Source organism: Pseudoxanthomonas kaohsiungensis (assembly GCF_010211765.1).
In the GTDB taxonomy this organism is placed as follows: Bacteria; Pseudomonadota; Gammaproteobacteria; order Xanthomonadales; family Xanthomonadaceae; genus Pseudoxanthomonas; species Pseudoxanthomonas kaohsiungensis.
Genome location: NZ_PDWO01000003.1, coordinates 1 through 13916, shown reverse-complemented (window position 1 = coordinate 13916; position 13916 = coordinate 1). Strand labels below are relative to the sequence as shown.

Annotated in this window: 5 protein-coding genes; 1 reads left to right on the top strand and 4 read right to left on the bottom strand. The window is 71.2% G+C overall.

The annotated features are described in order from the left end of the window. Nucleotides 1-252 precede the first annotated feature (252 nt). The gene (locus CSC66_RS04365; protein WP_162376178.1) at nt 253-2781 is read right to left on the bottom strand and encodes an excinuclease ABC subunit UvrA; all 2529 of its coding nucleotides are present in this window, start codon (nt 2779-2781) and stop codon (nt 253-255) included. Between the two features lie 312 nt (nt 2782-3093). On the opposite strand from CSC66_RS04365, the gene CSC66_RS04360 reads away from it, so the two are divergent. Then, nucleotides 3094-7674: a DEAD/DEAH box helicase gene (locus CSC66_RS04360; protein ID WP_162376177.1), complete on the top strand. Its 4581-nt coding sequence runs from the start codon at nt 3094-3096 to the stop codon at nt 7672-7674. Nucleotides 7675-7733: 59 nt separating this feature from the next. Here the strand turns inward: CSC66_RS04360 and recQ are convergent, their stop codons facing one another. The 3 genes from recQ to CSC66_RS04345 form a co-directional block, all read right to left on the bottom strand. After that, on the bottom strand, nt 7734-9584 hold the full coding sequence (gene recQ, locus CSC66_RS04355; protein ID WP_162376176.1) for a DNA helicase RecQ: 1851 nt from the start codon (nt 9582-9584) through the stop codon (nt 7734-7736). A gap of 172 nt (nt 9585-9756) precedes the next feature. Beyond that, a complete protein-coding gene (gene ybaL, locus CSC66_RS04350) occupies nt 9757-11463 on the bottom strand; it encodes a YbaL family putative K(+) efflux transporter (RefSeq protein WP_162376175.1) in 1707 nt (568 codons plus the stop codon). 111 nt (nt 11464-11574) lie between these two features. Beyond that, nucleotides 11575-13908 (bottom strand): TonB-dependent receptor plug domain-containing protein, encoded by a 2334-nt coding sequence (locus CSC66_RS04345; protein WP_238394291.1) that lies wholly within the window; start codon nt 13906-13908, stop codon nt 11575-11577. Nucleotides 13909-13916: the final 8 nt, after the last annotated feature.

The following is a 13916-nucleotide window of genomic DNA, read 5'->3' as shown; positions in this document are numbered from 1 at the left end:
GAACGAGGCCACGTCGCGCCGACGCGAGAAGGGATTCGAAGGCAGCGATGCCTTGCGCCGATCCCCACTCTCGAACCAGAACGATCCTCACCGCGTCATCGGCACCAGGCGCTGCAGGCCATCACGGCGCCTGAACCGGTCGAGCCCACGACTGGTTGCATTCCGGGGCAGCGCTGGCAATTCCCGGGAATTCGCCAAAGACGAAGTGCTTCTCCGTCGTGAAGCCGGCCGAGGATCGAATCCCGGGTCCCGTCACCCGTCCGCCAGCGCCGCGGCAAGGAACCTGGCGGTCCTGCTCCGCTTGTGGCGCGCGACCTTCTCCGGCGTCCCCACGACGACGACCCTGCCGCCTTCCGCACCCGCTCCCGGGCCCATGTCGATGATCCAGTCGCTGCCGGCCGCGACGCGCATGTCGTGCTCCACCACGATCACGGAGTTACCCGAGTCCACCAGGGCCTGCAGCTGGTGCATCAGCCTGTCGACATCGGCCGGATGCAGGCCGGTGGTGGGTTCATCCAGCACGTAGACCGTATCGCGCCGCTGCGCGCGCTGCAGTTCGCTGGCCAGCTTGATCCGCTGCGCTTCGCCACCGGAAAGCTCGGTGGCCGGTTGGCCGAGCCGCAGGTAGCCCAGCCCCACTTCCTCCATGACCTGCAGCGAGCGCGACACGGCAGGATCGTCCGCGAAGAACACGGCGGCCTCCGACACGGTCATCGCCAGCACTTCGGCGATGTTGCGTCCCTGCAACTGCACCTTGAGGGTGGCGGCGTTGTAGCGCGCCCCCTGGCACGTGGGGCAGGGCGCGTACACGCTGGGCATGAAAAGCAGCTCCACGCAGACCGAGCCCTCGCCCTCACAGGTCCCGCAGCGACCCTTGGCCACATTGAAGGAAAAGCGGCCCGCATCGTAGCGGAGCTTGCGGGCCTGGGCTGTCGCGGCGAAGCGCCTGCGCACATGGTCAAACAACCCGGTGTAGGTCGCCAGGTTCGAGCGGGGTGTGCGCCCGATGGGCTTCTGGTCGACCTGCACCAGCCGGCTCACCTGTTCCAGCCCTTCGACACGCCCCTGGGTGCCTGGGTTGTCGCGACGCTCCAGCGGGTCGACCTCCTCGTCAGCGGCCTCCGGCTCCTGGCCGAGGTGGCTGGCCAGCAGTTCGACCAGTGCCTGGCTGACCAGCGAGGACTTTCCCGAGCCGGAAACGCCGGTCACGGTCGTCAGCACGCCCAGCGGAAAATCGACCGCGACATCCTCGAGGTTGTTGCGGGTCACGCCGCGCAGGCGCAACCACCCCGAGGGAGCTCGCCGCAAGCGCGCCGGGCGCTGCGCGCCTGCGAACAGATAGCGGCGCGTGCTGGACTGGGCCACCCGCTCGAGGCCTTCCGGCGGGCCGCTGTACAGGATGCGTCCGCCCTGTTCGCCCGCGCCGGGGCCCACGTCCACGATCCAGTCGGCATGGCGGATCACGTCCATCTCGTGTTCGACCACGAACAGGGTGTTCCCCGCGGCCTTGAGCTCGTCCAGGGCGCGCAGCAAGGATTGCGTGTCAGCCGGGTGGAGCCCCGCCGAAGGTTCGTCCAGCACATACACGACGCCGAACAGATGGGAGCGGATCTGGGTGGCCAGGCGAAGGCGCTGGAGTTCGCCCGGCGACAGCGTCGGCGTGGCGCGTTCCAGGGTGAGGTAGCCCAGGCCCAGCTGCTCCACGACCCGGATGCGGTCGAGCAGGTCCGCGGCGATGCGCTCGGCGGCTACCGCCTGCTCCGGATGGCGGATATCGGTAGAGGTCTCTCCTCGGGCCACCGGGCCCAGCAGTGCGGCAACCCGGGTGAGGGGCAGCCGCGACAGCTCGCCGATGTCCATGCCGGCGAATTTCACCGACAGCGCCTCGCGGCGGAGGCGCTTGCCGTCGCAGGCGGGGCAGGGGGTACTGAGCAGGTACTGGGACACCCGTCGTTTGATCAGCGGACTCTGGGTGGTGGCGAAGGTGTGCAGCACGTACCGTCGCGCGCTGGTAAAGGTGCCCATGTAACTGGGTTCCGTCTTCTGCCGGAGCGCACGCCGGGTCTCGGCCAGTGTGAATCCGGCATAGACCGGCACGACGGGCTGCTCGTCGGTGAACAGGATCCAGTCCCGGGTTTTCTTCGGAAGCTTGTTCCAGGGTACGTCGACGTCATGACCCAGCGTGGTCAGGATGTCGCGCAGGTTCTGTCCGTGCCAGGCGACCGGCCAGGCGGCCACCGCCCGTTCGCGGATGCTCAGGGACCGATCAGGCACCATCGACGCCTCGGTGGCGTCGTAGATCCGGCCCAGCCCGTGGCAGGTGGGGCATGCGCCGGCGGGCGTGTTCGGCGAGAACCCGTCCGCATGGATGATTTCCTGGCCACGCGGGTAGGTGCCCGCGCGGGAATAAAGCATTCGCAGTGAATTGGAGAGGGTGGTGACGCTGCCGACCGAGGAGCGCGTGCCCGGGGAGCCGCGCTGCTGCTGCAGGGCCACCGCCGGAGGCAGCCCCGCGATGGAATCCACGTCCGGGATCCCTGCCTGGTCGATCAACCGTCGGGCATAGGGCGAGATCGATTCGAGATAGCGCCTCTGGGCTTCGGCGAACAGGGTTCCGAAGGCAAGCGACGACTTTCCCGAGCCGGAGATACCCGTGAACGCCACCAGTGCGTCCCGTGGGATGTCCAGATCGACGTTCTTTAGGTTGTGCTCGCGCGCGCCCCGCACCTGGACGAAGGCATCCGTATTGCGGACACGGGTGGATCTGGTTGAGCGGGCCATGCGATGCCTCCTGGTCGACCCACTATCGGTGGCCCGGCCGGACGGGGCCGTCAAGGGTGGCCGAAGCAGTCGGGGTCGGCCATGCCGGCGCGCCCCGTACGGTTGGCCGCCCAACATCGGCGCCCTCGCGACCGCGATCCTGAACCCGTGGGGTCTCCTCGCCGGCATCGGGTTGAAGGCCCGCCGGGGCGGGCGCATATTCGGATCTCCCCGTCCGGTGCGCGATTCGGACCGCGTCTCACCTGCTGCGACTGCCCCGCGCCACGCTGCGATACCGCCGCGACCGCGCCGGCCCCGGTCGCGAACCCGCCCATGACCATCGACGCCTTCCATCCCGCCGTCGCCCGCTGGTTCGACGGCGCCTTTCCCGGACCGACCGAGGCGCAGGCCGCGGCGTGGCCGGCGATCATGGCCGGGCGCAACACGCTGGTGGCCGCGCCGACCGGTTCGGGCAAGACCCTGACCGCCTTCCTCGCCGCGATCGACGCGCTGGTGCGCGAGGGGCTGGCCAACGGCGGCGAGCTGCCCGACCGCACCAGCGTGCTCTACATCTCGCCGCTGAAGGCGCTGTCCAACGACATCCACATCAACCTCGAAGCGCCCCTGGCCGGCATCCGCGAAGCGCTGGACGAGCTGGGCCTGCCGGACGTGGAGATCCGCACCGCGGTGCGCACCGGCGACACCCCGCAGTCCGAGCGCGCGCAACTGCGCAAGAAGCCGCCGCACATCCTGGTGACCACGCCCGAGTCGCTGTACGTACTGCTCGGCTCGGCCTCCGGGCGGGCGATGCTGGGCACGGTGCGCAGCGTCATCGTCGACGAGATCCACGCGCTGGCCGACGACAAGCGCGGCAGCCACCTGGCGCTGTCGCTGGAGCGCCTGGAAGCCCTGTGCGGGCGCCCGCTGGTGCGCATCGGCCTGTCGGCCACGCAGAAGCCGGTGGAGGAGGTGGCGCGCTTCCTGGTCGGCGGCGCCAATGTCTATCCGACGCGCGCGGACCTGCCCGGCTGGCAGGGGGCCGATCCGCTGGCCGGCACCGATGCGGTGCTCGGCGGCAGCGCGACCGTCGACGTGCCGGACTGCGCGATCGTCGACATCGGCTACGCCAAGCAGCGCGACCTGGGCCTGTTGCTGCCGCCCACGCCACTGTCGGCGGTGATGTCCAACGAGCAGTGGGCGCAGGTCTACGCGCAGCTGGTCGAGCTGGTGCGCGCGCACCGGACCACGCTGGTGTTCGTCAACACCCGGCGCATGGCCGAGCGCGCCGCGTTCAACCTGGGCGAACTGCTCGGGCGCGAGAACGTCGGCACCCACCATGGCAGCCTGTCCAAGGAACTGCGCCTGGAGGCCGAGCAGAAGCTCAAGGCCGGCCAGCTGCAGGTGCTGGTCGCCACCGCCTCGCTGGAGCTGGGCCTGGACATCGGCGACGTCGACCTGGTCTGCCAGCTCGGCTCGCCGCGCTCGATCGCCGCGTTCCTGCAGCGCGCCGGGCGCTCGGGCCACCACGTCGGCGGCGTGCCCAAGGCGCGGCTGTTCCCGCAGACCCGCGACGAGCTGGTCGAGTGCGCCGCGCTGCTGGACTGCGTGCGCCGCGGTGAGCTGGACGCGCTGCGGATCCTGCCGGCGCCACTGGACGTGCTGGCCCAGCAGATCGTCGCCGAGGTCGCCGCCACCGAGTGGGACGAGGATGCGCTGTACGACTGGATGCGCCGGGCCTGGCCCTATGCGCGGCTGGAGCGTGCGAAGTTCGACGAAGTGGTGAAGATGCTCGCCGACGGCTTCAGCGACCGCCGCGGCCCGCGCGCCGGCTGGTTGCACCGCGATGCGGTCAACCGGCGCCTGCGTGGGCGCCAGGGCGCGCGGATGGTCGCGACCATGTCCGGCGGCACCATCCCCGACACCGGCGACTACGCGGTGGTGCTGGAGCCGCAGTCGACCTTCATCGGCAGCGTCAACGAGGACTTCGCCATCGAGAGCATGGCCGGCGACGTGTTCCAGCTCGGCAACACCAGCTACCGGATCCTGCGCGTGGAGCCGGGCCGGGTGCGGGTGGAGGACGCGCAGGGCCAGCCGCCGAGCATTCCGTTCTGGCTGGGCGAGGCGCCCGGGCGCACCGACGAGCTGTCGCTGGGCGTGTCGCGCCTGCGCGAGGAGATCGCCGTGCGGATGGAGGGCGCGCGGGTGGTGGTCGAGCCGCCGGTGCCGGCCGCGGGCGATGGCGGGGCCGACGAGGCCGCGGCGCCCATGCCGCGCCTGGTGGTGGAAGGCGCCGGGACCGCCACGCAATGGCTGCACGAGGAGGTGGGCCTGGACGCGGACGCCGCGCGCCAGCTGGTCGACTACCTGGGCTCCACCGCGATCGCGCTCGGCGCCATGCCGACCCAGCAGCGCGTGGTGCTGGAACGCTTCTTCGACGAGACCGGCTCGACCCACCTGGTCATCCACAGCCCCTACGGCAGCCGCCTCAACCGCGCCTGGGGGCTGGCCCTGCGCAAGCGCTTCTGCCGCCAGTTCAACTTCGAGCTGCAGGCGGCGGCGACCGAGGACGCGATCGTGCTGTCGCTGTCCACCAGCCACAGCTTCCCGCTGATCGAAGTATCGAAGTACCTGCATTCCTCCTCGGCGCAGGACGTGCTGGTGCAGGCGCTGCTCGACGCGCCGCTGTTCCCGGTGCGCTGGCGCTGGAACGCGACCACCGCGCTGGCGCTGCCGCGCTTCATCGGTGGCAAGAAGGTGCCGCCTCAGCTGCAGCGGATGAAGTCCGAGGACCTGCTGGCCACCGTGTTCCCCGACCAGGTCGCCTGCCTGGAGAACATCGTCGGCGAGCGCCAGGTGCCGGACCACCCGCTGGTGGCGCAGACCCTGGACGACTGCCTGCACGAGGCGATGGATACCGACGGCTGGCTGCAGGTGCTGCGCGGGCTGGAATCGGGCGCGATCGCGGTGGAGGCGCGCGACCTGGCCGCGCCCTCGCCGCTGGCGGCCGAAGCCTTGAACGCGCGTCCGTACGCCTTCCTCGACGATGCGCCGCTGGAAGAACGCCGGACCCAGGCCGTGCAGACGCGTCGCTATGCCGATCCGCAGTCGGCCACCGACCTGGGCCGGCTGGATGGCGAGGCGGTCGAACAGGTCCGCGCCGAGGCCTGGCCGCGCGCGCGCAACGCCGACGAAATGCACGAGGTGCTGACCGGGCTGGGCTTCGTCACCGCCGCCGAAGCGGCGCGCGAGCCGGCGTGGGAGCCGCTGCTGCAGTCGCTGGTGCGCGACGCGCGCGCGACCCGGCTCACCGCTGCCGGCAGGCAGTGGTGGGTCGCGGCCGAGCGCCTTCCGCAATTGCTGGCGCTGCATCCGTCGGCCTTGCAGCAACCGGGGATCGCCGTGCCGGAGGAGTTCACCCGGGTGGCGTGGAATCCGGAGGACGCGGCGGTGGCGCTGCTGCGCTCGCGCCTGACCGGGGTCGGTCCGGCCACCGGCGCGGCGCTGGCCGACAGCCTCGGCATCGCCCCGCTGGCCACCGACATGGCGTTGCTCAAGCTGCAGTCGCAGGGCTACGCCATGCAGGGCCGGTTCTCGCCCGGGGCCGCGGCCGAGGAATGGTGCGAACGCCACCTGCTCGCCCGCATCCACCGCTATACGCTCAAGCGCCTGCGCCGGGAGATCGAGCCGGTGGCGCCGCGCGATTTCATGCGCTTTCTGTTCGACTGGCAGCGCGTTTCCGCCGACACCCGGGTCAGCGGGCCGGAGGCGCTGGCCGGCGTGCTGGCCCAGCTCGAGGGTTTCGAGGCACCGGCCGCCGCGTGGGAGGGCGAGGTGTTGCCCGCGCGCGTGCGGGACTACTCGATCGGCTGGCTGGACGACCTGTGCACGGCCGGCCGCACCCTGTGGACGCGGTTGCGCGCGACCGACGTGGAGCCGGGTGCGCCGCGCGGCAATGCCTCGCTGCGCTCCACCCCGGTGCTGCTGCTGCCGCGGCGCAGCGTGCCGCTGTGGACGGCGCTGGCGCCGCCCGCGCCCGACGATGCCGCGCTGTCCTCGCGCGCGCAGAAGGTGGCGGACTTCCTTTCCGCGCACGGTGCTTCGTTCTTCGACGAGATCGTCGCCGGCACGCGCCTGCTGCAGACCGAACTGGAGGACGCGCTGGCCGAGCTGGTGGCGCGCGGGTGCGCGCACTGCGACAGCTTCGCCGGCCTGCGCGCGCTGCTGGTGCCGCCGTCGAAGCGGCCGGCGGCCGGGCACGGGCGGCGCCGGGCGATGATGCTGGGGATCGAGGATGCCGGGCGCTGGGCGCTGGTGCGGCGTGCGCCGCCGCCCGGCGGCGGGCTGGAAGACCCGCCTGCGCCCACGCGCGGAAGCGAAGCGCGGGCGGCGAAGAAGCCGGATCCGGAGGCGGTCGAGCACGTGGCCCGGGTCCTGCTGCGTCGCTATGGCGTGGTCTGCTGGCGGGTGCTGGAGCGCGAGGCCGCCTGGCTGCCGCCGTGGCGCGAGCTGCTGCGCGTCTACCACCGGCTGGAGGCGCGCGGCGAGGTGCGCGGCGGCCGTTTCATCGAGGGCCTGTCCGGCGAGCAGTTCGCCCTGCCCGAAGCGATCGCACCCCTGCGCAAGGCCCGGCAGAAGCCGCAGGACGGCACCCTGGTGTGCGTCAGCGCGCTGGATCCGCTCAACCTGTCGGGCACGGTGGTCGTCGGCGACAAGGTTCCGCGGATCGCCGGCGCGCGGGTACTGTACCGCGACGGCATCCCGGTGGCGTCGCTGGTGGCGGGCGAGGTGGCTTTCATGCCCGGGCTGCCGCCCAGGGAGCATGACGCGGCGCGGCGGAGCCTGCTGCGCGAGCCGGCCTCGGGCGTGGACGCGCTGATGGCACAGCTGAACGCGGGCGTGGTGGACGCTCAGTAGGCGTCGGTTTGCACCCGGGCGCGACGCTATAGGCGCTAGGCCAAGGCCGGCCGGGCAGCTCAACCCGCCTCGCGGATGACCTCCAGCACCGACTCGCCGTAACGGCCGAGCTTGCTGCCGCCGATCCCGCCCACGCGGGCCAGTTCGCCGAGGGATGCAGGTCGCAACTGGGCGATGTCGCGCAGGGTGCGGTCGTGGAAGATCACGTAGGCCGGCACGTTCTGCTCGCGTGCCAGTTGCGCGCGCCAGCCGCGCAGCGCGTCGAACAGGGGGCGGTCGCCGGCCTCCACGTGCAGCGTGCTTTCGCTGCGCCGCTCGCCGCCGCGCGCGACGCGGGTCCGCGCCGGTTCCTCGCGCAGGTGGACCGGTTGCTCGCCACGCAGCACCGGCCGGGCGGCGGCGCCCAGGCGCAGGCTGCCGTGGCCTTCGGCATCGACCTCCAGGACGCCGGCGACCACGAGCTGGCGGAACACGCTGCGCCAGGCGTTGGCGTCCAGTTCCGTGCCGATGCCGTAGGTGGACAGTTCGTGGTGGCGGAACTGGCGCACCTTCTCGGTGTCGGCACCGCGCAGCACGTCGATCAGGTGCGCGGCGCCGAAGCGCTGGCCGGTGCGGTAGACGCAGCTCAGCGCCTTGCGCGCGGCCTCGGTCGCGTCCCAGGTGCGGACCGGCTGCAGGCAGTTGTCGCAGTTGCCGCAGGCGCCCGGGTGGGCCTCCCCGAATGCGGCCAGCAGTGCCTGGCGGCGGCACATCGCCGATTCGCAGAAGCCCAGCAGCTGGTCGAGCTTGCGCCGCTCCAGCGCCTTGCGCTCCTCGCCGGCTTCACCCTGTTCGATCATCTGCCGCAGCAGCACCACGTCGCCCAGCCCGTAGCCCATCCAGGCCTCGGCCGGCTCGCCGTCGCGGCCGGCGCGGCCGGTCTCCTGGTAATAGCCCTCGATCGACTTGGGCAGGTCCATGTGCGCGACGAAGCGCACGTCGGGCTTGTCGATGCCCATGCCGAAGGCGATCGTCGCGCACATCACGATGCCGTCCTCGCGCAGGAAGCGGCGCTGGTTGTCCGCGCGCACCTGCGCCGGCAAGCCGGCGTGGTAGGGCAGGGCGGCGATGCCGCGGCCGGCGAGGAACTCCGCGGTCTCCTCGACCTTGCGCCGCGACAGGCAGTAGACGATCCCGGACTCGCCGGCATGGCCGGCGAGGAAGTCGACCAGCTGCCGGCGGGGGTTGTCCTTGTGCGCCACCGAGTAGCGGATGTTCGGGCGGTCGAAGGAGCTGAGGAAGCACTGCGCGTCCTCCAGCGCCAGCCGTTCGGCGATCTCGCGCCGGGTCGGCGGGTCGGCGGTGGCGGTCAGGGCGATGCGCGGCACGTCCGGCCAGCGCTCGTGCAGCACGGTCAGCTCGCGATACTCGGGGCGGAAGTCGTGGCCCCACTGCGAGACGCAGTGCGCCTCGTCGATCGCGAACAGCGCGATCCGGCTGCGTTCGAGCAGCGAGAGGAAGCGCGGCGTGAGCAGGCGCTCGGGCGCGACGTAAAGCAGGTCGAGCTGGCCGTCGAGCAGGTCGCGTTCGACCTGGCGGGCCTGCTCGGCGTCCAGCGTGGAATTCAGGTAGGCCGCACGCACGCCGAGCTGGCGCAGCGCCTCGACCTGGTCCTGCATCAGCGCGATCAGCGGCGAGACCACCAGCCCGGTACCGTCGCGCAGCAGCGCCGGGACCTGGTAGCACAGGGACTTGCCGCCGCCGGTGGGCATCAGCACCAGCGCGTCGCCGCCGGCGGTCACGTGCTCGACGATCGCCTGCTGGGGGCCGCGGAAGGCGTCGAAACCGAATACGCGGCGCAGCACGGCCGGGGCATCGGCGGCCGCGCCGGGATCGGCGACGCGGGCGCGCCTGTCTTGGAGTTCCTGCATGCGCAAAGGATAGCGGGCATGCGTGGCCGCGGTGCTGAACCGCCGGCACGACGCCGGTAGGAAATCGCGGCGAAGCCTTGTAGGAGCCCATCTTCATGGGCGACCCGACGCCCCCGGGCGCAGGCGACGGCACCGTGGTTCCGACGCCCGTGTCGCCCATGAAGATGGGCTCCTACACCGGCGGCACCACGCCGCCGCGCGCGGCGTAGCGGAAGGTCGGGGTGGACATGACCATCTCGGCCAGCGAATAGGCCAGCTCGCGTTCGGCCAGGACCGCGCCGTCGGCGCCGTGGGCGAGCAGGTGCCGCACCTCGGCCTCGCTGTGCGCGCGCGCCAGCACCGGCAGCGCCGGATTGATCGCGCGCAGCTTGGCGATCGCCTCGCCCGCCTCCAGCGGCTGCGGGATCGCCAGGATCGCGATGCTCGCCGACTCCGGGTGGGCTTCGGCCAGCACGCGGTCGGCGGCCGCATTGCCGCGGATGCCGGGGAAGCCGGCCGCGTGCGCCCGCTCGATGTGGTCCTTGTCGTTGTCGATGACCAGCACGTTGACGCCGCGCTCGCGCAGCACGCTGGCCAGTTCGCTGCCGACCCGGCCGTAGCCGACCACGATGGCGTGGTTGCCGGGCACCAGCGACGGCCCGGGCGGTGGTTCGACCGGCGCCGGCTCGGGTTCCAGCGCGCGCAGGCGCGCCTGGCGGCGGTCCAGCCAGCCGAACAGCAGCGGATTGGCCAGGATCGACAGCAGCGCGCCGGCCAGGACCAGGTCGCGCCCGGTTTCCGGCAGGATCCGCAGCGACACGCCCAGCCCGGCGAGGATGAAGGAGAACTCGCCGATCTGGGCCAGGCTCATGGAGATGGTGAGCGCGGTATCGGTGGGGTGCTTGAACGCGCGCACGATCCAGTACGCGGCCACCGACTTGCCGACCAGGATGATCGCCAGCGTGCCCAACACCTGCCACGGGTGCTCGACGAGGATGCGCGGGTCGAACAGCATGCCCACCGAGACGAAGAACAGCACCGCGAACGCGTCGCGCAGCGGCAGCGAGTCGCTGGCGGCCTTGTGGCTGAGCTCGGATTCGTTGAGCAGCAGGCCGGCGAAGAACGCGCCCAGCGCAAACGACACGCCGAACAGCGCCGCCGAGCCGAACGCCACGCCCAGCGCGATCGCCAGCACCGCCAGGGTGAACAGTTCGCGCGAACCGGTGCCGGCGACCCGCTCCAGCGTCCACGGGATCACCCGCCGCCCGACCAGCAGCATCACCGCCACGAACAGGCTGACCTTGAGCAGGGTCAGGCCCAGCGCGGCGAAGATCGCACCGGTGGTGGTGTCCTCCGGACGGGTGCCGCCCTCGCCGAGCACCCCGCCCAGCGCCGGCAGCAGCACCAGCGCCAGCACCATCACCAGGTCCTCGACGATCAGCCAGCCCACCGCGATGCGGCCGCGGCGGGTGTCCAGCAGGCGGCGCTCCTCCATCGCCCGCAGCAGGACCACGGTGCTGGCCACCGACAGCGCCAGTCCGAACACGAACCCGTGCAGGGGCGGCCAGCCCATCGCCCAGGCCAGGCCCATGCCGAGCAGGGTCGCCACCGCGATCTGCGCGACCGCGCCGGGAATGGCGATCCACTTCACCTCCAGCAGGTCGTCCAGCGAGAAGTGCAGGCCGACGCCGAACATCAGCAGCATCACGCCGATTTCCGACAGCTGGGTGGCGATCTCCTGGTCGGCGACGAAGCCGGGCGTGAATGGGCCGACGAACACGCCCGCCAGCAGGTAGCCCACCAGCGGCGACAGGCGCAGCTTGTTGGCCAGCGCACCGAGCACGAAGGCCAGGCCGAGGCCGACCGCGACGATGTCGATCAGGCTGGTGTCGTGGGGCATCGGGGGGAGCCGTTGCGGCGGTCGTGGCCGACAGTGTCACCGACGGCGGCGCCCCGGGGCAAACTGCGCCTGCATGCCCGGGCGCGCCGGGCCATGCAGGCGCGGTGTTGCCTACCAGCGGTAGTTCGCGCGCAGGTACAGGTAGGCGCCGTTGAAACCGAACGGATTCTGGGTCGGATACGGCAGCTGGCCGGAAGTGGAGGTCGCGTAGATGTTCTCGTCCGGGTACTCGTCCAGCACGTTGTCTCCGCCGGCGGTGAACTCCCAGCGGTCGACCTTGAACGTCGCCGCCAGGTCCAGCAGCCACTTCGGATCGAACGTCTGGTCAAGCGCCGGGCTGGCGTTGCGGATGGTGAACTCGCCGTAGCGCGAGGTGGTGGCGCTCAGCCGCCAGTGGTCGTTCTCCCAGGCGCCGCTGAGCAGGAACTTGTCGCGCGGATAACCGACTTCGAAGCGGCCCAGCTCGACGCGGCCGAAGCGCAGCGCGGTCGGATCGATCGCGGTCAGCGCCGGCGGGTTGGGCGCGACGCGGTCGATCTCGGTCTTGGTGTAGTTGTAGCCCAGGGTGAAGTCCAGCGCGCTGGCGTCCAGCTGCCAGCTGTAGGTGCCCACCACGTCCACGCCCCGGGTGGTGGTGTCGAGCGCATTGGTGAAGTATCGGCCGCCGGCCACGTCCGGGAAGCCATTGGTGTTGAGCCAGGTGCGCACCGCGGTGCTGGTGAGGTTCTCCGACAGCGTGATCCGGTCCTTGACCTCGATGTGGTACGCATCGATGGTCACGTACAGGTCCTGCAGCGGGGTCAGCACCAGGCCAAGGGTGAGGTTGTCCGAGGTCTCGGCCTTCAGCGGCTCGGCGCCCAGGGCGATGCCGGCCGGGTTGGTCACGCGGAAGGTGACCAGGTCGTAGGGCAGGCCCCCGATGAAGTTGGTCGAGGTGGTCTGGTAGTACTGCTGCTGCAGCGAAGGTGCGTGGAAACCGGTGGAGGCGGTGGCGCGCAGGGCGACGGCGTCGCTGAAGGCGTAGCGGCCGCTGACCTTGCCGGTGGCTTCGCTGCCGAAGTCGCTGTAGTCCTCGTAGCGCGCGGCGATGCCCAGGCTGAGTTTCTCGGTGAGGTCGCCCTCCAGGCCGATGTAGTACGACAGCGAGTGGCGGTCGAAGCTGCCGCTGTCGGAAGGCCGGAAGCCGGGGAATACCTGCGCGCCGGAGGCGGCCGGGGTGCCGTTTGGCAGCAGCACGCCGCCATTGATGTACGACCCTTCCTCGCCCGGGCCGATGGTGAATTCCTCGCCACGCCATTCCACGCCGTAGGACAGGGTGACCGGATAGGCCAGCCCCCATTCCAGGCGCTTGTTGAAGTCCAGGTTGAGCACGTGCTGCTTCAGCTCCAGCGAGCCGGCGTAGAACTGTGTCGGCGAGGTCGGGCCCAGGCTGCGGTTGAGCGTGTTGCGTATGTCGAACGCCAGCTCGTTGGCGCCGTAGGTGTAGCTGAAGTCCACGTCGGTCTCGCCGGCGGTGGTGGCGCGCAGGCCGGCGGTGAGGCTGATGTCGTCGGAGGTGTTGAAGATCTGCGGCAGGAAGCCGTCGGGATAGATCGCGGGGATGTTGCGGCTGTCTCCAGCCGGGCGGAAGAACCCGTTGGAGAGCGTCTCGCGCTCGGTGTAGAGGCCGAAGGAATAGAACCTCAGGTAGTCCTCGGCCTCGATCTCGCCGTTGTAGGCCACCGAGTGGTTGTCGATCTCCGGATCGCCCAGGCGTTGCACGACCTCGCCCAGCGGCGGGCTGGTCGAGCTGGGGGCGCCGGTATACGGGCGGGCGCGGTCGGTCTGGTCCTGGTGGCCGGTCTGCGCGGCCAGGTGCAGCTTGCCGGCGCCGCCCAGCTTGAAACCGGCATCGCCCATCACCTGGTACTGGCCACCGTCGCCGGCGCTGAACTGGCCGTAGCCGGCGCTGAGGCTGCCGCCGCTGTCGGAGCCCTTGAGCACGATGTTGACCACGCCGGCGATGGCGTCCGAGCCGTACTGGGCGGAGGCGCCGTCGCGAAGCACCTCGACCCGCTCGATCGCCGCGACCGGAATCGAGTTCAGGTCCACCGGCGAGGAGCTGCGGCCCTGGCTGCCGTTGACGTTGACCAGGGCGCCGGGGTGGTAACGCTTGCCGTTGACCAGCACCAGGGTGTGGTCGGGCGCCAGGCCGCGCAACTGCGCCGGACGCATGGCGTCGGTGCCGTCGTTGATCGCGGCCCGCGGGAAATTCAGCGAGGGAATGGCCCGCGCCAGTGCGGTCGCCAGTTCCGTCGACCCGGTCGCCTGCAGCGCTTCGCCGGTGATGATGTCGATCGGTGAGGAGGATTCGGCCACGGTCCGGCCGGCGACCCGGGTACCGGTGACGATCACCGTGTCGAGCACGGTGGCCGTGGGTGTGGGCGGGGAGGCGGTCTGGGCCAGGGCGGGAG